Source organism: Mycobacterium sp. P4_H6, from assembly GCF_056400845.1.
Genome location: NZ_JBFUKN010000028.1, coordinates 34,567 through 56,653 on the forward strand (window position 1 = coordinate 34,567; position 22,087 = coordinate 56,653).

Genomic DNA, 22,087 nt, shown 5'->3' on the forward strand with positions numbered 1-22,087 from the left:
TGGTCAGTCCAACCTCTCAGACGGAACGTCGAAGTACTCCTGGTAGCGGCGCGCGCGTTCCCGCCACTCCCCTTCATCAAGACCGGTGGCAGCGAACGTATAGCGATGCCCGCCGTGCTTGTCCTGCGGGTGTGAGTCCAGAAAATCGGTGACACCGGCGCGGAGATCGTCGGTGAACGGCATGCCGAATTTGTCGTACACGCGGGCCACGGCTCCCACCTGGTCGGACATGAAGTCACGAAAGTTGATGTCCACGACCTGATCTGTCCCGACAGTGCCGTTTTCGCGGGCAGTGACCGAACGGTTCAGACCATCCATGATGTAGTGCGCCCACTCCGCGGCGATATCGGTGGGATCCACCGTGTTGCTGGTGACTCCACGCAGCGTGGTGTACATCGATGTCACCGAGGCGATGATCCGCAGCGGATCGCGATGCGTCTGTACGAGCTGGGCATTGGGGTATTCCCCCATCAGTCCATCGAGAGTCCAGATATGTCCTGGCGACTTGAGCACCCACCGGTTTGTCGGGTGTCGGTGCTGTAGATGCTGCAGGAACATCCGGTGCCAGCGATATGCCGGCGCGTGATCAGCGTCGCCGAAAAGCCAACGTGCGTATGACGGGATGCGATATTCGGTGGCGAATAAGATACTGCGGAAGTCAGAGGTGGTGATGCACACACACTCCTGCCCCAGCTCCGCCCCCATCGGATGCATGCCGAGCAGCTGGGGCATCACCGCGCCCACCGCTGCGATTCGTGCATTCACCGCGGCGATCCGCGGGTCGCTGTCATAGGTGTCCACCTCCGGAGGTGGACACGGGCGCTCGACCTCCCATGTCCGCGGAACGCGCGCCACCGGGTCTTGGGCCAGCAGGTCGTGCAGGATCGTCGTGCCGGTGCGCGCCTGCCCGATGATCACCAGTGGCGGAACAACATCGGTTCTGGCCACCTCGGGATGTACCGCAGCATGGGCGACAATCCCCAGTCTCGCGGTGAGCAGGTACTTGATCTCCTTGGCGGCCGCGGCAACGCCCACCTCGTTCAGATGCGCCTCGCCGGCCAACGCATCGACCAGTCGGTCCAGACCTTCCCGCCAGGCATCGTCACCGAAGTCGGTCAAACCGGTCGCTTCGGTAGCCGTATCGACAAGCTGTTCGGCGCTGATAGTGACAGCACCCGAGTGTGCACCCATACATTGCACTGTACACTCGTACAGCATCGCTACTGGCGACTTCGGTGAACTATGCGCGGGGCAGACCCAGAACCCGCTGCGCGATGATGTTGCGCTGAATCTCCGACGTACCGCCAGCAATGGTGGCACCGAAACTTCGCAGGTACCGCGAGAACCAGCTGCTGGTGTAGCAGTCCAGATGAAACGGAGCGAACGCACCGGTCTGTTCCGGGTCGCACAGTCCGGACGGTCCAGTCGACACCAGCGCCGCGTCGGCGGCAGCCTGAATCGCCTCCGAACCAAGGAGTTTGAGCACTGACATCGATGCCGGGTCCCCGACTCCCCGGTTCGCCCGGCTCAATTCAGCCGAGCCCAGCAGCCGCAAGGCCCAGTTGTCCATCACCAGCGTGGCGTAGGCGTCCCGATCCAGCGGAGTCGTCGGCTTCCAGTCCGAGATGAACTCCTCCAACCGTTCTGAGTAGCTGAGCCACAGCAGTGTGCGTTCATGGCCGAGCGATCCGTTCGCGACTTTCCAGCCTTGGTTGAGCTGCCCGACAAGATTCTCTGCCGGCACCCGGACATCGCTGAAGAACACCTCGTTGAAATCGACATCGTCGAGGCCGCAGACAGACGCGAACGGACGCCTGGTCACGCCATCGAGATCGGTCGGGATCACCAGCGCACTGATCCCGGCATGCTTGGCCGCCGCAGGGTCGGTGCGCACCAGGGTGAACAGCAGGTCCGCGTCATGCGCGCCCGATGTCCACACTTTTTGACCGTTGACCACGAAGTGATCACCATCGAGCACTGCGCGGGTGCGCAGCGACGCCAGATCCGAACCGGCGCCGGGCTCGCTCATTCCCAAGGATGCGGTGATCTCCGCCCGCAGAATCGGAATCGCCCACCGTCGTTGCTGTTCGGGCGTCCCGAACTGGATAAGCGAAGCGGCGATAATACCCACGCCTTGAGGGTTGTAGCTCTGATACACGCGCCGCCGCGACAGCTCTTCGAAGTAGACGTACTGCTGGACGACGGTGGCGTTGCGTCCGCCGAACTCAGTTGGGTACGCGGGCTGTAGCCACCCGTGGTCGAACAGTGTCCGTTGCCATCTTCGCGCCCATTCTGGTACGTGCGCGCTCGAACTCGACCGCTCTGCGGCCGCTTCGGCTTCTGCCGGTAGGTGTGCGCTGAGGAAGTCAATGAACTCGCGACGAAATTCCTCGACATCGGCATCGAAGTTCAGTTGCATCTGCGGCTCACCGCATCACGTGCGGATACTGGGCGTACGGGTGGACGTCGAACATGTCTCGGTAAGAGGGTGGTTGACGATCTCCTTCGTCCAGGATGCCGTATTTGACCGCCAGTTCGGCACCGATCAGCGTCCGCCCGCTGAGTTCCATCAGCGCGGGATCCTGGTAAAGCGCCCACATGACGTGCCCAGTCAACTCCGGAGTCTCGGCGGTATCGAGAATGTGCCCGAACTTCTCCGGTTTGCTCGCGACGATGGCGCGCACCCGGTCCGTCAGCAGCGAACCCATCCAGATCGACACCGCGGCAATACCGAAATCACGCAGGTCGTAGGCCATGTCGGCAGCCATCTTGTCGATGCCGGCCTTCGGCACTCCGTACGCCGGCCCGAAGGCGTAGTGCGTGCCGCCCGAGGATGACGTGAACGCCACCAAGCCCTTGGGCTGGTCGAGCATCAGCGGTGCGGCATAGACCGTCGCAACGTAGCTGCTGCGCAAGCCGACGCCGAGAGTGTCGATCACGTTCAACGGTTCCTGCCAGAACTTGGTGCGTCCCATCATCTCGTCGCGGATGATCGCGGCATTGTTCACGAGGATGTCGATTTTTCCGTGTTCCTCGGCGATCCTGTCGAACAGGGCTTTCACCTGTTCGTCTTCGGCGTGGTCGACCCGCACGGGTATACCTTGCCCGCCGGCGGCAGTCACCAGATCGGCCGTCTGCTGAATAGTTCCGGACTGGGACGACGAACTGTCCGTCTCGGTCCGGCCGGTGACGTAGACGGTGCAGCCGTGTTTCCCGAGAGCGTGAGCGATACCGGCTCCGGCTCCCCGACTGGCACCGGTCACTACTGCCACAACACTGTCATCGGGCATTACTAGCTTCCAATCTCGTACTCGCACAGTTGGTTGATGCTTCAGATCAGGAATGGCAGTGGCGGACTCATTCGATACGCGCCGAGTCCTTGCGCTCGGTGATGGGTCTGGCCAGTTCCTGCTCTTCGCAGATCTTCTGCAGCCGGGTCACGGTCTCCTCGACTCCCGGCCCTAGCGGCTTGCCAGGCGTGAAGGTGGCGGGCAGATGCCGCATGCCCTGGATCACTCCGATGGAGTCGTAATGCACGGCCCCCGAAGCATCACACTGATAGTCCGGCATCCTGTCCATCACAGCCGTCACCATTGACTTGAACACGGTGCGGGCAACATTGGAACCGATGCAACGATGCACCCCTAGCCCGAAACTGAAGTGTCGGTTGGCCTTACGGTCCAGCAAGATCGTGTCAGGTTTGTCGAATAACTTTGGGTCCCGGTTCGCCATAGCCCAGGACAGCCACAGCCGGTCCCCTTCCCGCAGCCGAGCCTGGCCTACGTCGACGGCCTCGGAGACCGTGCGCGCATCACCCGGGGCGGGCGTGAAGTATCGAAGGAACTCTTCGGTGGCCGGGTTAAGCAAGGTATCGCGCTGAGTGCTGAGCCGGCTGCGCTCCAAGGGGTTCGCGGACAACCACTCCAGAGCGTGCGCGGTCAGGGCGGTCGTGGTATCGAAACCACCGCCGATCAGTAGATTCAGCATCCCGATCAACTCGATGTCCGCCGGCGGCTCGTCGTCGATCCGCAACTCGGCCAAAGCATTGATGATGCCCGGGCGCGGAGATTCGCGGATCTCGGCGAGGTTGGTGAACAGGTCAACCACCATGTTCATATACAAGTCTCGGATTCGGCCGGAGTCCGGAGAGTTGGGCGCCGTATAAACCGAAGCGTGGGCAGGCTCGTTGTAGAGGGTCCATTTCTCCAGCCGCACGCCAAGCATCGCCAACGTCAGGACAGCGGGAACGACGTTGGCCAAGTCATCGACGAAATCGATCTGGCCGCTCTCGATGTGGTCGTCGATGCAAGCCCGCACGATCTCATCAACAAACGGCTCCCACCGCCGGACGGCGGCAGGAGACAGGTACGGATTGAGCGCCGAGCGATAGTACCGGTGCTCGGGATCGTCCATCTCCAGCATCCCGCCGCGAAAACCCTCGGAGTCAATCATCTTCGGGATCGAGATTCCCTTGTACCCGCGACGCTGATTATGCACATCGTGGTCGTTGGAGACGTGCGGACACCGAGCAAGGTTGAAGACCTCTTGACCACCGGCAGCGACCCAATGCCCCTCGTAGGTCTCAGTCCACGCGATCGGACACTTGGCGTGCATCTCATGGGTGATGTCCAGGAAGTTCTCGCGGTATTCCGGGGTGTGGCGGTCGAATCTAAAACTCAGTGTGGTGTCGCCGTTGTCGGGTGCTGTGGTCATCGCTCGCCTTCCGCCGGCGCGCCGTGGGCGGCGCGCGCCCGGGTGAGATGTTCGATCATCACGGTGATCGCCTGTTCGGGGCATGACTGCGCGGCTTCTCGCACCACCGCGTGTTGTTGCTCGGGAACCTCGTTGTGGATGGGATGTGCATGCCCGTCAACGTCATCCAACTCGAATGACTCCGGAGCGATCATTGCGCACAGCGTGTGGCCCTGGCAGCGACCGGCGTCTACACGAACGCGCATTCTGCCTCCTTCATCTCTGTCGTCTGGTGTGTCACATGGACGATGTACGGGTCAGACCACGGCCGCACCATTGACGCCGATGACCTGACCGTTGATATAGCCGGCTGGCTCTGAGCAGAGGAAAGCGCAGATTGCGCCCACATCCTCGGCAACACCGAGCCTGCGGGCCGGGATCGCCTGTGTCAGAAACTCGGTCGGTGGCAGTTTGCCTTCACTCTGCTGCTGACGCAGCATGGGCGAGTCGATGACGAAGGGCGGCACGGAGTTCGCGGTGATGCCCTTGGCGGCGTAATCGATGGCGAGGGTCTTGGTCATTGCGATAACTCCGCCCTTGGATGCGGAGTAGTGCCCCTGCCTGGGCGCACCTTGCTGACCCGCAGCCGAGGAGATGGTCACGATGCGCCCCCATCTGGCGGCCACCATATCGTTCAGCGCCGCACGAACCGACAGAAACGTACCGGTGAGATTGACTGCCAAATAACGGTTCCACTCCTCCAGGGTGATTTGGTCGAAACGGGTGAAGCCGGCGATCGCCGCGCTCGTCACCAGGATCTCGACCGGACCCAGTTGACTGCGCACAGTCTCGAAGGCCGCCTGGATACCACGCTCATCGGAGACGTCGACTCCAATACCTCGCGCCTGGGTGCCAAGCTTCTGCAGTTCGGCAGCGACTTCATCGGCAGCTTCGGCATTGATGTCGAGTACGGCCACCTTGTGGCCGTCGCGGGCCAGGGCCGTCGAGATCGCCCGCCCCAAGCCTGAGGCTCCTCCGGTCACCACAGCTACACGGGTCACGTCACATTCCTCCGGTCTGGTCGGCCACATCATTGTGCTGTACGAATGTATAGCGCATCGAGGGAAAAACGCACAAGGTTGGGCCGCCTCCGGCCGCCTAAACGCCGGCCGGGCCGGGCGCACCATGCATGTACAACGTCTGACCGGAACAAAAACTGGACGCATCGGAGGCGAAAAATAGTACGCCGTAACCGATCTCATCTGGCTCCCCTAACCTGCCCAGACCATTCGACATGGCGATCGCCTCGGGATCCAGGCCATATCTGGCGGCATCGTCGGTGAGCGTGGCGGCACGGACGGCGCCGACCGCGATCGCGTTGACACGAACGCCTTTCTTGGCCCACGCCGCCGCCATCGACCCGGTCATCGCGTTGACGGCCGCCTTGGCCGCGCTGTAGGGAGCGGCCTGCGGCATCGCCAGCAGGCTGGCCCCGGACGATATGTTCACGATGGCACCCTTGCCCTGGGCGAACATGGGTTTCGCGGCTGCTTTGGACAGGTGCCAGACGGAGCCGAAGTTCAGCGCCAGGGTGCGCTCGAAGTCGTCGTCGGGCCATTTCATGATCGATTTGGTTTCGGCACCGCCGGCACAGTTGACCAAGATGTCCAGACTTTCGAACTCTCCGACCGTGGTGTCAACGAGAGCGCGACATGCGTCCGCCGACGTGACATCGCTGGGTGCGACCAAGGCACGCCGCCCCAACTGGCGAATCTCCTCGGCTGTCGATTCCAGCGGACCAGACCGGCGCCCGGCCAACACGACATCTGCGCCGCGTTCGGCGAGCACCAGGGCCGAAGCCCGGCCGATTCCGGTGCCGCCACCGGTTATCAGGGCCACACGGCCATCGAGGGCGAACCGATCGTCCACTGCATTACTCCTGGGTCTTTGGCGGTGTCGATCTTCGGATCCGCCACCGCGTGTTGTACGAGCGTATAGCATCAGCACAGCGCGCATCCAGGAAGTCAGCTTGGTTGCCGTGAAAACACCAGCTGCTGTACGGTCGTACAGCATCAGCCCTTACTTCTGCCCCACCCTGCCGAGGAGGCCGCGTTGAGCGACTTGTACTACGACCCCTGGGACTTCGACATCGACCTCGACCCGTACCCGACCTACAAGCGGCTTCGGGATGAAATGCCGGTCTATTACAACGAAAAACACGACTTCTGGGGCATCAGCCGTTATGACGACGTCGACGCGGCGCTCAAAGACACCACCCGGCTCAGCTCTGCGAAAGGCGACATCCTCGAAGTTGTGATGGCCGACCCGGTGATGCCCCCAGGAATCTTCATCAACGAAGACCCGCCACTGCATACGATCCACCGCGCCATCGTCGGGCGTGCCTTCACCCCCAAGAAGATGCGTGCGATCGAAGATAAGATCCGTAATTTCTGCATCGCATGCCTGGATCCACTCGTCGACGGCGGTCGCTTCGACTTCGTGACGGACCTAGGCGCGGAACTCCCGATGCGCACCATCGGCATGCTGGCCGGCATTCCAGACTCCGAGCAGCCAGCGGTGCGCGAGCACGCCAACCAGGTGCTGCGCAACGAGTCGGGTAAGCCGATGGAGATCCGAAAGGACCGCTACTTCACCGGAGAAATGTTCGGCGAGTATGTTGAATGGCGCGAGAAGAACCCTTCCGACGACCTGATCACCGAGTTGCTCAACGTCGAGTTCGAGGACGAGACCGGCACCACCCGCAAGCTGCACAAACAGGAGCTCATCGTCTTCCTGGCCGTGGTCGCCGGGGCCGGGGTCGAGACGACCGGCCGGTTGTTCGGCTGGATGGGCAAGGTGCTGGCCGAACACCCCGACCAACGCGCCGAGCTGGCCGCCGACCCGTCGAAGATCCCGCTGGCCATCGAGGAACTATTGCGCTTCGAACCGCCAGGTCCGCACGTCGCCCGCTACATCGCCACCGACGATGTCAGCTTTCAAGACCAGGTGGTGCCCGCCGGCAGCCCTCTGTTGATCATGCTGGCCTCGGCCAACCGCGACGAGCGCCACTTCGCCGACCCGGATCGCTTCGATATCCGCCGTAAGCCGGGAGGCCACTTGACGTTCGGTCGCGGCGCGCACTTCTGCGTCGGCGCCCCGCTCGCGCGCCTGGAGGGCCGAGTCGCCCTCGAAGAGGTGCTTAAGCGCTGGCCCACATGGGAGGTCGACATGACCGGCGCAACCCGCTCACGGACATCTACCGTGCGCGGCTGGGACACTATGCCGGCGATCGTCGGCTGACATGTCAGAGTCACCACGCCGGGTAGCCGTCGTCACAGGAGCGGCACGCGGTCAGGGCCGTAGTCACGCGGTCGCGTTGGCGGGCGAAGGCGTCGACATCATCGCGATAGACCGTTGCGCCGATATGGATTCCATCCCGTACCCGTTGGCCACGAAAGCCGACCTGGAGGAGACCGCAGACTTGGTCCGAGCCGAAGGCGCTCGGGTGGTGGCCGCGGTCGCCGATGTGCGTGATCTCGGCGCCCTCCAAGCCGCCATCGACCACGGCACCAGCGTTCTCGGCAACGTCAGCATCGTCATTGCCAATGCGGGTGTGGTGGGGATGGGGCTGACCGACCCGCTCGACCAAGAGGTGTATCGCGACATCGTCGAGACAAACCTGTCCGGTGTCTGGCACACGATCGCCGCGACCGCCCCGTCGATGATCCGCGGCGGCGTCGGTGGTTCCATGGTGCTGATCAGTTCCATGCAGGGTTTGGTCGGCCGCGGGGGCGACGGTAGTGCGGCGACTTTCGCCTACGCTGCGTCCAAGCACGGCGTGGTCGGGCTGATGCGCTCCGCGTCATACGCCTACGCGGACCACAATATTCGGGTGAACACTGTGCACCCGACCGGTGTTGCGACTCCGATGATCTTCAACCAGCACATGGCGGACATGTTCGCGGCCAACCCGGAGGGCAGCGCCATGGCCGGTAACCTGCTGCCCGTGCCCTACGTCGAACCGCAGGATGTCACCAACGCCGTGCTGTTCTTGATCAGCGACGGTGCCCGCTACATCACCGGGATGACGATGCCGGTGGATGCCGGGTTCGCGGTCATGTAGCCGACACTGCCCTTGGGTCGCTACCGGGCAGCCTTGATCAGATCGGCTGCGCGCCAAGCAGTGGCCATGATCGGTCCGTTCAGGTTGCCCGCCACCATCGTGGGCAGCACCGAGCAGTCGACCACCCGAAGCCCGTCGATGCCGCGTACCCGCAATTGGTCGTCGACCACATCGTCATCGTTGGGCCCCATGGCCAGGCTGCCTGCTGCGTGATAGCCGCAGTAGCCGCCGGCGAGCACGCTGTCGACCAACTCCTCGTCGCTCTGCACGCGTGGCCCTGGGAATGTCTCGTGACTGATGCGCTCGGCGATCGGCGACTGCTCGTAGATCGTGCGCATCATGCGCACCATGTTGGCGGTGGCGGTGCGGTCGTAGTCGGTGTCGAGGTAGTTCGGGTCGATCCGTACGGCGGTGTCCGGCGCGCTGGAGACGATCTCGATGGATCCCTGCGAGGTCGGGCGCAGCACCATTCCCAGGCAGGAGATGCCGGCCTGGCGTTCGATGGCCACCGGTTCGCCGACGTTGTAGGGCGGTATGGTCCAGGGACCCATCATCAACTGGGCATCGGGACGCTCGGCATCGGGCTGGGCTTTGGCGAAGCCCACGATGTCGAAGGACGGTGCGGCCAGCGGTCCCTTGCGTGTGGCGAGATACTTCGCACTGGTCATGGCTTGCCCGAAATTGGTGGCCAGCTGACGGTTGTAGCCGAGGTCCTCGCGCAGCTGCAAACGTAGCGTCGCGCAACGGTGTTCACGCACGCCCCGTCCCACCATCTCGCGCTCGAGGTAGATATCGACACCGGCGGCATTCAGCACGCTGCGCGGTCCGATACCCGACATCTGCAGCAGCCGTGGGCTGTTGAGGCTGCCGAGTGCAACGATGATTTCGCGGGATGCGCGCACCGTTTCACGACCGCCCTTGCGCAGGACCGTCAGGCCCACAGCGCGGCCGGCCTCGAAAACAAGCCGCTCCACCACGGTCCCTGTCCGCACTGTGAGATTGCAGCGGCCGCGCGCGGGTTTGAGAAATGCGGTGGCGGCACTGACGCGCCTGCCGTTCTTGATGGTGGAGGTGGCGTAGCCGATGCGTTCGCCGTCATGCTCGTTGATGTCCTCGACCACCTGCAGGCCGACCGCGGCACCGGATGCCAACATCTCCTGGCACAGCGGGTCGGGGTCGCGGGGCACCGAGATGTGCAGCGGCCCGTCAGCGCCGCGTGTGGGTGAGGGACCGAACTCGTTGCCCTCGAACCCTTTGAAGATGGGGAGCATGCCGTCCCAGCCCCAGCCCTTGTTCCCGAGGCTTTCCATGGCGTTCCAGTCGGCACGGGTTCCGCGGTTGTAGATCATCCCGTTGATCGAACTCGATCCTCCGAGGACCTTGCCGCGCATCCATTGCTCGGTGTGGCGGTCGGGGCCGAACGGTGTCGTCGAGTAGTGCCACATGTGCTTCTCGCTGTCGAAGAGCTTGCCGGCACCCTTGGGCACAGCGAACAGCGGATTGAGGTCCGATCCGCCGGCCTCCAGCAGCAGCACGGATACGCCTGGGTCCTCCGACAACCGGTTGGCCAGTACACAACCGGCCGATCCCGCGCCTGCGATGATGTAGTCGTACGCTGTCATCCGACTTTTCTCCTGCCGATACTTTCCGCCCGCGTGCCGTACGAACGTACAGCACTAGCATACCTGCGTCACGCCCTGGGCTGTACGTACGTACAGCACGGTGCTAGCCTGTCCTAGTGGCGCTGACGGAAGAGACATTGGGAACCGCACCCGGGCGCGGCCGGCTCACCGGTCGCCGGATCGTGGTCATCGGGGCCGGCTCACAACCCTCCCCGGACCCCGAGGTCACGGTCGGAAACGGTCGCGCCATTTCCGTACTGTGTGCGCGGGAGGGCGCCGCCGTCGCGTGCGTCGACCGCGACCGTGAAGCCGCCGACGAGACGGCCCGACTCTGCTCCGCCGAGGGCACGAAGGCCGTGACCATCGTCGCGGATGTTCGGGACGCCGCGCAGTGCACGGAACTCATCCAAACGGCACACGACGAACTCGGCGGCCTTGACGGCATGGTCGCCAACGTCGGATACGGCGCAGGCGGTGGATTGGCCGACACCACCCCCGAGATCTGGGATGACGTCTTCTCGGTGAACGTGCGCTCGCACTTTCTCACCACCCGCGCGGCGATGCCCCTACTCGCCGACGGAAGCGCGATCGTCTACATCGGTTCGGCGGCGGGCATCCGGGCAGGCACCCGGTTGCCCGCCTATGACTCATCGAAGACCGCGTTGAACGGTTTGTGCCGGCACGTCGCACTCGAGGGTGCCCCACGCGGAATACGGGCCAACCACGTCATTCCCGGCGCGGTGGACACTCCCCTGGGCCGCGTCGGCGACCAGCTCGTGCAGATGCGCACAAAGATCAAGTGGCCGCTGGGACGCCAGGCGTCGGCATGGGACATCGCCTACGCCACCGTCTTCATGTTGAGCGGTGAATCTTCTTACATCACTGCCCAATCGTTGGTCGTCGATGGCGGCAAGACGCAGTTCGGCTGATGAAGACAGACTCGATGGTCACCGAACTGAGATGAGTAACCCATTGAGGATCAATGACATCGGCCTCAGCGTCGACGATGTTCTTTCCACCACACGAGCAGTGCGCCTTCGTCTTGACTTCGAAAAGGCTGTGCCACGAGATATTCTGATGGACTGCCTCAGACTTGCCGTGCAGGCACCGAGTGCATCCGACTCACAGGACTGGCAATGGATATTCGTCGACGATCCGGCAAAGAAGGCCGCGATCGCCGACGTCTATCGAGCCAACCGAGCCGCAATCGACGCGCATTCCACATCGTTCGGCGCAACCGAAACACCCTCGCGGACCGCGAAATCGGGTGCATACCTCGTCGATCACATGCAGGACGCACCGGTTCTGTTGATTCCCTGCCAACGGGGACGCTCCGAGAAAGGCCCCACCGGAACGGGTGCCACGTTCTGGGCGTCGGTGATCCCCGCGACGTGGAGTTTCTGTCTGGCGTTGCGTTCACGCGGACTGGGAACATGCTGGACCACCCTGCATCTGTTCGGCGGTGGAGAGAAGAAGGTGGCCGACATTTTAGGCTTGCCCTACGACGAGTACAGCCAGGTCGGCCTGTTCCCCATCGCCTACACCAAGGGCACCGATTTCAGGCCGGCCAACAGATTGCCTCCCGAGAGCGTATCTCACTGGAACCAATGGGATTCCAGATAAGAGATCGGATGCATCGCGTCGCCGGGCACTGTGAACTCGGCCGGTCGGGTGATAATTCGTCGACCCTGCGCCGACCGTAAGCACTGGCTCCTCCCTGACGGCGGCTTCAACAGCTGCAAATCAGGCAATCTGGCCAGGCGTTCGTTTGGCGTATCAGTGTCGTGAGTCAGCTGCGCAAGCGAGAACTCGCGCTTCGCGGCAGTAATTCGTTGCACGCCAACGTATCAAGCCAGAGCGCCAGCTTGGAATCGATGACCCTCGCGAGGCCTGGATAGCTATCGGGCGCGAACTGTTCAGCGGCAGTGGTCAATCACGGGCCGAACTGCACAATTTGCACCCCAGTGCGGCGATTCCCGCAACCATGTGTTCGGACAGCATGCCGTTCAGAAACGGATCCTTGACTGTAATGCAGAACACATACACACTGTGAAATCTATTCCCTCACAATCCACTCGGCCGCCTTGAGTGCTTGTCCCATGACTACGCAACGGAGAAGATTCGTGTCGAAAACAACTCGACTCACGGGTGCCGACGACCGGCTACCCAGCACAGTCGCACCGGCCCACTTTGTTTCCGCCCCGACCGTCGGCACGGACGCGTTCACCGGGCACGGGGCAAGCGCCAGAAACAACCGAACCCAGGCCGCCGCTGGTTCCACTCGTCAGTGGCTACGTTTGGGCGCAATCACATTCGGCCTCGGTGTCGCACTCACGGCCGGAACCGGTGTCGCTGCTGCCGAAACTTCGGACGGCGGCGCTGATTCCTCAGGCAACTCATCTTCGACGTCATCGAGCCCTCGGTCGTCAGCGCCGAAGTCTGCTGCCAGCGGTAAACGCACGCCGGCATCGATCGACCGCCCGGGCAATCGGGGCGCTCGTCAGAACGCCAACGATGGCTCCGCCGATACTCCGACTACCCTAGTCTCCGACAGCTCAAGCGATACCCAGGATTCCCGCGACTCCACCAAAGCCGAAGCAGCCACCGATGACGGCGAACTCGCGAACGAACCCGATCGCGAAGGCCACGACTCCACCGAATCGCATCCCCTGCGCGTCCGCACGGTGACAAGCGCGCTCCGCACTGCTGACACGCCCCGCCCCTCACACGATCGTCAGATTGCACGGGCCAGCACGGATCCCGGGACGGTACCGATCGCCCTGGCGGGTGCAACTGCACCGCCGCCGCCCTCGAACATCCCGTCCCCGATGGCTCCTGCCGGAATACTGTTCAACTCGTTTTTCGCCATCGGCGGACGTTGTGGTCTCATCTGCAACGGTGCCGACGGCACAGCGGCGAATCCCAACGGCGTCAGCGGCGGCTGGCTCCTGGGCAACGGCGGTAACGGCTGGGTCAGCAACGAGGTCGGCATCGCCGGTGGCCACGGCGGCCATAGCGGATTGTTGTTCGGCAATGGCGGCCACGGCGGCGCCGGCGGACTATCCGCCAACGGTGGCCGTGGCGGCAACGCGGGCCTGCTCAGCGGTCGCGGCGGCAACGGTGGGGCCGGCGGCGCTGGCATCAACGGCAATGCAGGAAGTAGCGGCGCCAACGGCGGTCGCGGCGGGAACGGCTACAACGGTGGGCACGGCGGCAACGGAGGCAACGGCGCCGTGCTCTGGTTCGGACAAGGCGGCGAAGGTGGCGCCGGCGGTGCGGGTGGTGCGGGTGGAGCCGGCGCTCACGGCATCGATGCCGTCATCGGCAGTGGAGATGACGGCGGTCCCGGTGGCACCGGTGGAGTCGGCGGCGCCGGTGGTGTCGGCGGTGCGGGCGGCAAAGGTTCGGCGTTCATGGGGCGCGGTGGTGACGGGGGCGCCGGCGGGGCGGCAGGTGTCGGCGGTGTTGGTGGCTACGGCGRCACTGGCGGAGCGATCGTCGGGCCCAATGCTTCCGGTGTCATCGATGACAGCGATGCCCTGGGTGGCGCCGCTGGTGCAGGAGGCCTGAACGGTCTGGCAGGCTACGGCGGCCGGGGCGGTTCCGGAGGGCTGTTCGGCCGGGCGGGCACTAGAGGCGCCTCGGGCGCGCAGGGCGTCGCAGGCGAAGCAGGCGGTGAGGGCGGCACCGGAGGGCTGAACGGCCGGCTGCCGGCATTCGATCTGACGAACGCGACCGAGGAGCAATTGGCGCTCGCCGCGCAGATGAGGCTCTTGGACCAGATCATCAGGGCGCAGTTCCCGGAGATCTACATGGAGTACGCAAGCGAGACTATGGGTCCGCTCAACGTCTATCTCTACAACGGCGCGATCGGTACGGCGCTGTTCAATCTCAACAATGTGCTTTCGCGTTCCAGCATCACCACCAGACTTCGGGAGGTTGCGATCCTCTCGGTGGGCGGAAAGTGGGGTTCAGAGTTCGAGTTGCACGCCCACATGATCTTCGGACGCGCGATGGGCGTGCCCGAAGCCGCGATTCAGTCTCTGGCGCGCGGGCAAGAGCCGGTTGGGTTGTCCGGCAACGATCTCATCGTGGCGAGGTTCGTGCAAGAACTCGTCTCGACCTATCGTGTCAGCGACGATCTCTACGCCGAGGCAGTGACGGCACTCGGACACACGGGCGTCGTCGACATCGTCCACATCGCTGGTGCCTACATCGGGGTCTCTCTGTTGCTCAACGCATTCGAAGTGCAAGCCCCGGAGGATCCCCCCGGGCCGGGAGTCCTACCGACACCCGCTGCCCCGGGAAATGGAACCGCGGGCCCCGGGCGGCTACCCACATTCGACCCGGCGACCGCAACCCCGCAGCAGTTGGCGCTGGCCGAGCGGATCAAAGCGGGCGACCTGTACGCAGAGGCAGATCAGCTCGTCGGCCCGCTGAACGCCTATCTCTACAACCCGACCATCGGATCGGCCGTCTATAACCTCAACAACAGTCTCAGCTCGGCTCGGCTGTCCACTGCTGTCAAGGAAGTTGTCAACCTGTCGGTCGGTGGCCTGTGGGGCGCGCAGTTCCAGATCGAGACGCACTCAGCGGCAGCACGCCTGGCCGGGATCTCCGAGGAAGCCGTCACCGCATTGGCAAGCGGACAGGCTCCGGTGGGGCTGACCGGTGATGAGCTGATCGCCGCGCAGTTTGTGCGGGAGCTCGTCACGACCTACCGGGTCAACAATGACCTGTTCCACGCAACCCAGGCGGCATTCGGGCGCGACGGCGTCGTTGACCTCGTCCACATGGCGAGCACACAGCTGGGTGTCGCGATGATGGTCAACGCGCTCGAGATTCCAGCCACCTCCGCCTCGGTGGCACCGACGCCTTAGCAGCTGCACCGCTCAACCCAAAGTCGCCCCGGCCCCCGGCCGGGGCGACTTGCGCCTGAAAGACGAACACTCCGGCTTGGTGAATCAACGTGCGATCCGCCGGGTCAGCAACGACGGCGATCAGGAGCTGGCACGCACCCGATAGACGTGATGGCCGCCGGATCTTGAGGGCATTTCTCGACGACCAACTTGGCCTTTGCAGTGCTTCGGCAGTGAAGACAGTGACACGTTCGAACTGAGTTTTCCCGACGGCCCTATGGGCCGCCGGAAACATGTCGTTGCCTTCTGGAACGGCAAAACCCGCTCCGACACTGGTCGGAGCGGGTTTTTCTTGGTCGGGCTGACAGGATTTGAACCTGCGACCACTTGACCCCCAGTCAAGTGCGCTACCAAGCTGCGCCACAGCCCGAGTTGCCTTCCGGGATCGCCGGTAGGCGGTCGAAACTCTACCTCAGCCCCCTACCCAAATCCCAACCGCGTCATCCGTCCCGGATCGGGGTATCTACGACGGGTGACGCAGACCCGCGATGACACTCCCCTGTGGCTGTTCGCCGACCAGCTCGGCCCCGCCACCTACGGCGGCGAGCACGCCCACCGCGAGGTGCTGTTGGTGGAGGCGACCTCGGCGTTGGCCAAGCGCCGCTATCACCGTCAGAAACTCCATCTGGTGCTGTCGGCCCTCAGACATGCCGACAAAGACCTCGGCGAGCGCTCCACCCTCATCCACGCCGCTACCTACACCGACGCGCTGCGGCAGTTCAACCGTCCCGTCCTGGTGCACGAACCCACCTCGCACGCGGCCGAGAAGTTCGTCCATCGGCTCCGCAAGAACGGTCTCGTCAAGGACATCCTCCCCACCCCGACATTCGCCCTGCCCCGCAAGGACTTCCAGGAGTGGGCCGGTCAACGCACCCGGTTCCGGATGGAGGACTTCTACCGCGACCAGCGCCGCCGGTTCGATGTCCTGATGGAAGGCAAGGATCCCGTCGGCAACCGGTGGAACTACGACGAGGACAACCGCGAGCCCCCGCCGAAAAAGCAGAAGACCCTGGAGGTGCCCGCCCCCTACAAGCCGCGCGAGGACGATATCGACGAGCAGGTCCGCCGCGACCTGGACCGGATGAACCTCGACACCGTCGGCGTCGACGGACCGCGGCTGTTCGCCGTCACCCCCGCCGAGGCCAAGCGCGCGCTGACCCGCTTCATCGAGCACCGGCTGCCCGCCTTCGGCCGCTACGAGGACGCCATCATGGGCGAGGACTGGGCGATGTCGCACTCGCTGCTGTCGGTGCCCCTGAACCTCGGCGTGCTGCACCCACTCGACGCGGTCGAGGCCGCCGAGCAGGCCTACCGCGACGACCAGGCGCCGCTGGCCGCCGTGGAGGGCTTCATCCGCCAGATCCTCGGCTGGCGCGAATACATGTGGCACCTGTACTGGCACTTCGGACCGGACTACACCGAGAACAACGAACTCAACGCCCGCACCAGACTGCCGGACTGGTGGGCCGACCTCGACGCCGACGCCGTCACCGCACGGTGCCTGCACGACGCCCTCAAAGGCCTCCGGGACCGCGGCTGGAACCACCACATCCAGCGCCTCATGGTGCTCGGTAGCCACGCCCTGCAGCGCGGCTACCGACCCGATGAACTCACCGACTGGTTCGCCACCGCCTTCGTCGACGGCTTCCGCTGGGTCATGCCCACCAACGTGGTGGGCATGAGTCAGCACGCGGACGGCGGGTTACTTGCGACCAAGCCCTATACCTCCGGCGGCGCCTACATCAACAAGATGAGCGACCATTGCGGTGACTGTGAGTTCGATCCCAAGAAACGGGTCGGCGACGATGCGTGCCCGTTCACCGCCGGCTACTGGGCCTTCACCCACCGGCACCGGAACCTGTTGGCCCGCAACAACCGGACCCGACGCATGGTCTCGACGATGGACCGGCTCACCGACCTCGAAGCAGTTCTGGAGCAGGAGTCGGCCCGCGAGCGTTTCTAACGCGTGGTGTCCTCGACCTGCGCCGCGTCGGTCTCGACCTCGGCTTCCAGCTCCGCGGGCACGAACTCCGGCGCCTTGGACGACCGCCAGGCGTAGAAGACCAGACCCGCCCAGGCCACGATGATCGTCGCGTAGATGACCGTCGACCACGCGCCCGTGATGCCGAAGTACTTGACCAACTTCTGGCTGTTGGTCAGCACGATCACGCCACCGACGGCGGTGCCCAGCAGGGCCGGGCTGACCTTGGTCACCAGCCACGCCGCGAACGGCGCCGCGATCACGCCGCCGATGGCCAGGCCCGCCACGATGGGCAGGTTGTCGAGAAACTCTTCGCGCAGCCCGATGGCGAAGCCGATCGACGCGGAGATCGCCACCAGGAACTCCGAGGCGCTGACCGAACCGATGATGGTGCGCGGCGCGGTCTTGCCCTGCGACAGCAGCGTGCTGGTGGTAACCGGTCCCCAGCCACCGCCACCGGAAGCGTCGATGAAACCACCGAAGACGCCCAGCGGGGCAAGGAACTTCGCGGTGTGCGGGGTGTGGGTCTTGTTCAGTCCGGGCGGGCGGCCGAGCGAGAACCGGACCAGCACGTAAACACCGATACCCAGCAGAATCGCGGCCATCAGCGGCGCGGCGTCCTCGGTGGACAGCGAGGACAGCACCGTCGCGCCCAGGAAGGCGCCGATGGCGCCGGGCACACCGAGCTTGGCCACGATCGACCAGTCGATGTTCTTGAACTTCCAGTGCGACAGGCCGGAGGCGAAGGTCGTGCCGACCTCGGCGAGATGCACTGCGGCGCTGGCCTGCGCCGAGGCCACCCCGGTGAGCACGAGCAGCGTCGAGGCCGTGACGCCGAAGGCCATCCCGAGCGCACCGTCGACGAGCTGGGCGCCGATACCGACAAGAGCAAAGATGATGAGCGAACGCATGGGTTCGGCTTTCGTTCAGGGGCCGGGAATCGGCTGGGTGAAGGGTGGACGCGGAATCAAACCCGCGGACAACACCATTCGCTGAACGCCATGGACCGTCGCGACGGCCAGAACGGCTCCAGGGCAGACAGAGCCGACGGCGCGGTGCTGCACGCACGCTCAGCCATCGAAGTCCCCTGTCACTTGCTTGAAGTCCAGGTCACCCTACACCGTGAGCAGGCGATACAGCCCGATGAGTCCGACGACCACGATCACCAGGCGCAGCGCACCCGGCGAGAGCCGGCGCCCGTAGTGGGCGCCGAGGAATCCGCCGATCAAGGATCCGACGGCGATCAGACCGGCCGCGACCCAGCTGATCCGATCGAACGCGACGGCCGTGTACGCGATCGCGGCGACAATGTTGACCAGCAGAGACAGCAGGTTCTTGGCGGCGTTCATGCGCTGCATGTCTTCGGGCAGCAGCGCCCCCATCACCGCGATCAGCAGGATCCCCTGAGCCGCGGTGAAGTAGCCCCCGTAGATCCCCACCGCGAACGTCCCGGTGACCAGTGCCGCCATTCGACCCACGCTGACGTGATCTGCGGACTGGCCCAGAAAATCCGCGCGGCGGCGCGCCCACGCCTGGATGCGCGGGCCGACCACCACCAGCACCAGGGCCAGCACCAGCAGGACCGGCACAACCTGTTGGAACACCTTTTCCGGCAGGTGCAGCAGCAGCCAGGCACCCACGCCGGCACCGAGCAGTGAGGCCGGGATCTGCCAGCGCAGCCGGCTCCACTGACCGCTCAGTTCGCGGCGGTACCCCCAGGTGCCCGACACTCCGCCGGCCACCAATCCGACGGCGTTCGACATCGTGGCGGTGACCGGAGGAAAGCCGAGAGCGACCAGGGTCGGGAAGGTGATCAGGGTGCCCGAGCCGACGATGGCGTTGATCGCTCCTGCACCCACGCCGGCCAATGCGATCAGAATCATGTGAGCGGTCGACACTGTGGCCACCCTACTCACGCGACGTGCGCTACTTGCGGACGGAGCGCTTCTCCCGGACCCGCACATTGATCCGGATCGGGCTGCCCTCGAATCCGAAGGTCTCACGCAGCTTGCGCTCCAGGAACCGGCGATAGCCGGCCTCCAGGAAGCCGCTGGTGAACAACACGAACGTCGGTGGGCGCGAGGCCGCCTGGGTGGCGAACAGGATGCGCGGCTGCTTACCGCCGCGCACCGGCGGCGGGGTCGCCGCGACGATCTCCTTGAAGAAGGTGTTCAGCCGCCCGGTCGGGATGCGGGCATCCCAGGACTGCAACGCGGTTTCCAGTGCGGGCACCAGTTTCTGCACGGCGCGACCGGTTTTGGCCGAGATGTTGACCCGCGGCGCCCACTGCAACTGCGCCAGCTCCCGGTCGATCTCCTTGTCCAACAGGTAGCGCCGGTCCTCGTCGACCAGATCCCACTTGTTGAACGCCAGCACCAGCGCACGCCCGGCCTCGATCACCATGGTCAGCACCCGCTGGTCCTGCTCGGTGAGCGGCACCGAGCCGTCGATCAGCACGACCACCACCTCGGCGGCGTCGATGGCGCTGTGGGTGCGCACCGAGGCGTAGAACTCGTGCCCACTGGCCGTACCGACCTTGCGCCGCAACCCGGCGGTGTCGATGAAACGCCAAGGCTTTCCGCCCAACTCGATCAGCGAGTCCACCGGATCCACGGTGGTGCCCGCGACATCGTGCACCACCGAACGTTCGTCACCGGTCAGCCGGTTCAGCAACGAACTCTTGCCCACGTTGGGTTTACCCACCAACGCGACGCGACGCGGCCCGCCGGGACCGCCGGCCACCTCGGAGGCTTCGGGCAACTTCTCCAGCACGCTGTCCAGCAGGTCGGCGACGCCGCGGCCGTGCATCGCGCTGATCGGGTACGGCTGTCCGAGGCCCAGCGACCACAGTGCGGCGGCGTCGGACTCACCGCGCTCGTTGTCAACCTTGTTGGCCGCCAGGAACACCGGTTTCCCGGCGCGCTGCAGGCGCTTGGCCRCGGCCTCGTCGGCCGACGTCGCGCCGGTGATGGCGTCGACGACCATGACGATGGCGTCGGCGGTCTGCATGGCGATCGACGCCTGCTCGGCCACCTTCTGCTGCAGACCCTTGGCGTCGGGTTCCCAGCCGCCGGTGTCCTGGACGACGAAGCGGCGGCCCAGATAGCTGGCGTCATAGGAGACCCGGTCGCGGGTCACGCCGGGGATGTCCTGGACGACGGCCTCGCGGCGGCCGAGGATCCGGTTGACCAGCGTGGACTTGCCGACGTTGGGGCGTCCCACCACGGCGAGCACCGGCGGCGGAGCGTAGTCCTCCTCGCCGCCGTCGTCCTCGAATGATCCTTCTTCCCAGTCGCTTTCGTCGTACCAGGTGCCGTCTTCGCWCATCGGTTCGCTCCGGCCCGCTGTTGTACCAGCTCCTGCAGGTGAGCAATCACCTGTGCTTCGTCCATGTCGCTGGTGTCGACGATCACCGCGTCCTCGGCGGCCCGCAGCGGTGACACCGCGCGGGTGGAATCGAGATGGTCGCGGCGCTTCACATCGGCGAGCACCGCCTCGTAGGAATCCTCGATACCGCCGGCGATGTTCTGTGCGTGGCGCCGCTGCGCACGTACCTCGGCCGACGCCGTCAGGTAGATCTTCACGTCGGCATCCGGCAGCACCACGGTGCCGATATCGCGACCCTCGACCACCACGCCGCCGTCGCCGGCCGCCAGCTCGCGCTGCAGCTGCACCAGCAGTGTCCGCACCGCGGGCACCGCGGAGACCGCCGATACCGCACCGGTGACCGCGTCACCGCGGATCTCGGCCGAAACATCTTCTCCGGCAAGGAAAGCCCGATCCTCATCGGGGTCGTACCCGACGGCCAGGTCCACGCGGCCCGCGATATCGGCCACCCGCTGCGCATCGGTGGTGTCCACCCCCGCACGCAGCACCGCCAGCGTCACGATCCGGTACATGGCCCCGGTGTTCAGGTAGCGCAACCCGAGGGTGCGCGCCAATCCGCGTGACACCGAGGACTTTCCGGTTCCTGCGGGCCCGTCCAGGGCGATCGTCAGCACGTCACTCACATTCCCACCGCCTGGTACAGCTCACCGATTTCCTTGCGGGTCAACACCCGGATGTTGCCGGGCCTGGTGTCGCCCAGTTCGACTGCACCGATGCTGGTGCGCACCAGACTCTCGACCGGGAAGCCCACCGAGGCCAGCAGCCGTCGCACCAGGCGCTTGCGGCCCTCGTGCAGCGTGACCTTCACCATCGACTTGCCCGGCAGCGTGTCGACGACCGCGAAATCGTCGAGCGCGATCGGTCCGTCGTCCAGTTCCACTCCGGCACGCAGTTTCTTGCCGAGCCCGCGCGGCACCRAACCGACGACGGTGGCCAGGTAGGTCTTGGGGACCTCGTAGGACGGGTGCATCAGGCGGTGCGCGAGTTCGCCGTCGTTGGTCAGGATCAGCAGTCCCTCGGTCTCGGCGTCAAGGCGCCCGACGTGGAACAGGTTCTTGTTCCCGCGCACCCGGTGCTCCACCAGATCGCCCACGCAGGGCCGGCCCCGGTCATCCGACATCGTCGAATGCATACCGCGCTCTTTGTTGATCGCCAGGTAGACCAGGGTGTCGTCGAGCTGCACCCTGGTGCCGTCCACCCGGATCTCCGAGTTCTCGGTGTCCACCCGGGTGCCCAGCTCGGTGACGATGCGACCGTCCACCTCGACCCGGCCGTCCAGAATCATCCGCTCTGCCACACGACGCGAGGCAATTCCCGCCTGCGACAACACTTTCTGTAACCGAACACCATCCGGTTCGACCAT

Annotated in this window: 18 protein-coding genes, 1 tRNA gene and 1 pseudogene; 6 read left to right on the forward strand and 14 right to left on the reverse strand. The window is 64.8% G+C overall.

The window, feature by feature from the left end:
- Positions 1–3: 3 nt before the first annotated feature.
- From AC1DTF_RS13980 to AC1DTF_RS14010, 7 genes are all read right to left on the reverse strand, one after another.
- Positions 4–1,218 (reverse strand): sulfotransferase family protein, encoded by a 1,215-nt coding sequence (locus AC1DTF_RS13980; protein ID WP_477474491.1) that lies wholly within the window; start codon positions 1,216–1,218, stop codon positions 4–6.
- A gap of 22 nt (positions 1,219–1,240) precedes the next feature.
- Positions 1,241–2,419, reverse strand: coding sequence for an acyl-CoA dehydrogenase family protein (locus AC1DTF_RS13985; protein ID WP_477474492.1), 1,179 nt, complete (start codon positions 2,417–2,419; stop codon positions 1,241–1,243).
- Between the two features lie 7 nt (positions 2,420–2,426).
- A complete protein-coding gene (locus AC1DTF_RS13990) occupies positions 2,427–3,290 on the reverse strand; it encodes an SDR family NAD(P)-dependent oxidoreductase (RefSeq protein WP_477474493.1) in 864 nt (287 codons plus the stop codon).
- Positions 3,291–3,357: 67 nt separating this feature from the next.
- Complete coding sequence (locus AC1DTF_RS13995) at positions 3,358–4,713, reverse strand: cytochrome P450 (RefSeq protein WP_477474494.1); 1,356 nt, start codon at positions 4,711–4,713, stop codon at positions 3,358–3,360.
- Positions 4,710–4,958: a ferredoxin gene (locus AC1DTF_RS14000; RefSeq protein ID WP_477474495.1), complete on the reverse strand. Its 249-nt coding sequence runs from the start codon at positions 4,956–4,958 to the stop codon at positions 4,710–4,712. Before AC1DTF_RS14000 ends, AC1DTF_RS13995 begins: the two co-directional genes overlap by 4 nt.
- Positions 4,959–5,009: 51 nt before the next feature.
- Positions 5,010–5,753: an SDR family NAD(P)-dependent oxidoreductase gene (locus AC1DTF_RS14005; RefSeq protein ID WP_477474496.1), complete on the reverse strand. Its 744-nt coding sequence runs from the start codon at positions 5,751–5,753 to the stop codon at positions 5,010–5,012.
- Between the two features lie 97 nt (positions 5,754–5,850).
- Positions 5,851–6,621, reverse strand: a complete 771-nt coding sequence (locus AC1DTF_RS14010) for an SDR family NAD(P)-dependent oxidoreductase (protein ID WP_477474497.1) — start codon at positions 6,619–6,621, stop codon at positions 5,851–5,853.
- Positions 6,622–6,804: 183 nt separating this feature from the next.
- Here AC1DTF_RS14010 and AC1DTF_RS14015 point away from each other — a divergent pair, with 183 nt between their 5' ends.
- Together AC1DTF_RS14015 and AC1DTF_RS14020 are read left to right on the forward strand one after the other, a co-directional pair.
- Positions 6,805–7,992 carry a cytochrome P450 gene (locus AC1DTF_RS14015; protein WP_477474498.1) on the forward strand — a complete coding sequence of 396 codons (1,188 nt, stop codon included), beginning with the start codon at positions 6,805–6,807 and terminating at the stop codon, positions 7,990–7,992.
- A gap of 1 nt (position 7,993) precedes the next feature.
- The gene (locus tag AC1DTF_RS14020; protein WP_477474499.1) at positions 7,994–8,815 is read left to right on the forward strand and encodes a mycofactocin-coupled SDR family oxidoreductase; all 822 of its coding nucleotides are present in this window, start codon (positions 7,994–7,996) and stop codon (positions 8,813–8,815) included.
- 20 nt (positions 8,816–8,835) lie between these two features.
- On the opposite strand, the gene AC1DTF_RS14025 is transcribed toward AC1DTF_RS14020, so the two are convergent.
- A complete protein-coding gene (locus AC1DTF_RS14025) occupies positions 8,836–10,437 on the reverse strand; it encodes a GMC family oxidoreductase (protein WP_477474500.1) in 1,602 nt (533 codons plus the stop codon).
- 116 nt (positions 10,438–10,553) lie between these two features.
- Between AC1DTF_RS14025 and AC1DTF_RS14030 the strand changes: the two genes are divergently transcribed.
- The 3 genes from AC1DTF_RS14030 (at position 10,554) to AC1DTF_RS14040 (ending at position 15,317) form a co-directional block, all read left to right on the forward strand.
- A complete protein-coding gene (locus tag AC1DTF_RS14030; RefSeq protein ID WP_477474501.1) occupies positions 10,554–11,366 on the forward strand; it encodes an SDR family NAD(P)-dependent oxidoreductase in 813 nt (270 codons plus the stop codon).
- 31 nt (positions 11,367–11,397) lie between these two features.
- The gene (locus AC1DTF_RS14035; RefSeq protein ID WP_477474502.1) at positions 11,398–12,060 is read left to right on the forward strand and encodes a nitroreductase family protein; all 663 of its coding nucleotides are present in this window, start codon (positions 11,398–11,400) and stop codon (positions 12,058–12,060) included.
- Between the two features lie 1,205 nt (positions 12,061–13,265).
- Positions 13,266–15,317, forward strand: coding sequence for a carboxymuconolactone decarboxylase family protein (locus AC1DTF_RS14040; RefSeq protein WP_477474503.1), 2,052 nt, complete (start codon positions 13,266–13,268; stop codon positions 15,315–15,317).
- A gap of 332 nt (positions 15,318–15,649) precedes the next feature.
- Here the strand turns inward: AC1DTF_RS14040 and AC1DTF_RS14045 are convergent.
- A tRNA-Pro gene (locus tag AC1DTF_RS14045) sits at positions 15,650–15,726 on the reverse strand.
- A 102-nt stretch (positions 15,727–15,828) separates the two neighbouring features.
- On the opposite strand from AC1DTF_RS14045, the gene AC1DTF_RS14050 reads away from it, so the two are divergent.
- Entirely contained in the window at positions 15,829–17,319 is a 1,491-nt protein-coding gene (locus tag AC1DTF_RS14050; RefSeq protein WP_477474504.1) for a cryptochrome/photolyase family protein, read from the forward strand.
- On the opposite strand, the gene AC1DTF_RS14055 is transcribed toward AC1DTF_RS14050, so the two are convergent.
- The 5 genes and pseudogenes from AC1DTF_RS14055 to AC1DTF_RS14075 all read right to left on the reverse strand — a co-directional run bounded on the left by AC1DTF_RS14055 (position 17,316) and on the right by AC1DTF_RS14075 (position 22,087).
- The gene (locus tag AC1DTF_RS14055; protein ID WP_477474505.1) at positions 17,316–18,248 is read right to left on the reverse strand and encodes a sulfite exporter TauE/SafE family protein; all 933 of its coding nucleotides are present in this window, start codon (positions 18,246–18,248) and stop codon (positions 17,316–17,318) included. The two genes, AC1DTF_RS14050 and AC1DTF_RS14055, sit on opposite strands and share 4 nt — an antisense overlap.
- Before the next feature lie 204 nt (positions 18,249–18,452).
- A complete protein-coding gene (locus AC1DTF_RS14060) occupies positions 18,453–19,220 on the reverse strand; it encodes a sulfite exporter TauE/SafE family protein (protein ID WP_477474523.1) in 768 nt (255 codons plus the stop codon).
- Positions 19,221–19,263: 43 nt separating this feature from the next.
- Complete coding sequence (gene der / locus AC1DTF_RS14065) at positions 19,264–20,664, reverse strand: ribosome biogenesis GTPase Der (protein WP_477474506.1); 1,401 nt, start codon at positions 20,662–20,664, stop codon at positions 19,264–19,266.
- Positions 20,664–21,347, reverse strand: a pseudogene (gene cmk, locus AC1DTF_RS14070) ((d)CMP kinase); the annotation flags it as partial. The gene der and the pseudogene cmk, both read right to left, overlap by 1 nt.
- Positions 21,344–22,087 (reverse strand): pseudouridine synthase, encoded by a 744-nt coding sequence (locus AC1DTF_RS14075; RefSeq protein ID WP_477474507.1) that lies wholly within the window; start codon positions 22,085–22,087, stop codon positions 21,344–21,346. The gene AC1DTF_RS14075 and the pseudogene cmk, both read right to left, overlap by 4 nt.

Excerpts from the sequence above, each read along its gene's own strand:
- AC1DTF_RS13980 (WP_477474491.1), bottom strand. The coding sequence starts at position 1,218 with ATGCTGTACGAGTGTACAGTGCAATGTATGGGTGCACACTCGGGTGCT.
- AC1DTF_RS13985 (WP_477474492.1), bottom strand. The coding sequence starts at position 2,419 with ATGCAACTGAACTTCGATGCCGATGTCGAGGAATTTCGTCGCGAGTTC.
- AC1DTF_RS13990 (WP_477474493.1), bottom strand. The coding sequence starts at position 3,290 with ATGCCCGATGACAGTGTTGTGGCAGTAGTGACCGGTGCCAGTCGGGGA.
- AC1DTF_RS13995 (WP_477474494.1), bottom strand. The coding sequence starts at position 4,713 with ATGACCACAGCACCCGACAACGGCGACACCACACTGAGTTTTAGATTC.
- AC1DTF_RS14000 (WP_477474495.1), bottom strand. The coding sequence starts at position 4,958 with ATGCGCGTTCGTGTAGACGCCGGTCGCTGCCAGGGCCACACGCTGTGC.
- AC1DTF_RS14020 (WP_477474499.1), top strand. The coding sequence starts at position 7,994 with ATGTCAGAGTCACCACGCCGGGTAGCCGTCGTCACAGGAGCGGCACGC.
- AC1DTF_RS14025 (WP_477474500.1), bottom strand. The coding sequence starts at position 10,437 with ATGACAGCGTACGACTACATCATCGCAGGCGCGGGATCGGCCGGTTGT.
- AC1DTF_RS14035 (WP_477474502.1), top strand. The coding sequence starts at position 11,398 with ATGAGTAACCCATTGAGGATCAATGACATCGGCCTCAGCGTCGACGAT.
- AC1DTF_RS14055 (WP_477474505.1), bottom strand. The coding sequence starts at position 18,248 with ATGCGTTCGCTCATCATCTTTGCTCTTGTCGGTATCGGCGCCCAGCTC.
- AC1DTF_RS14060 (WP_477474523.1), bottom strand. The coding sequence starts at position 19,220 with ATGATTCTGATCGCATTGGCCGGCGTGGGTGCAGGAGCGATCAACGCC.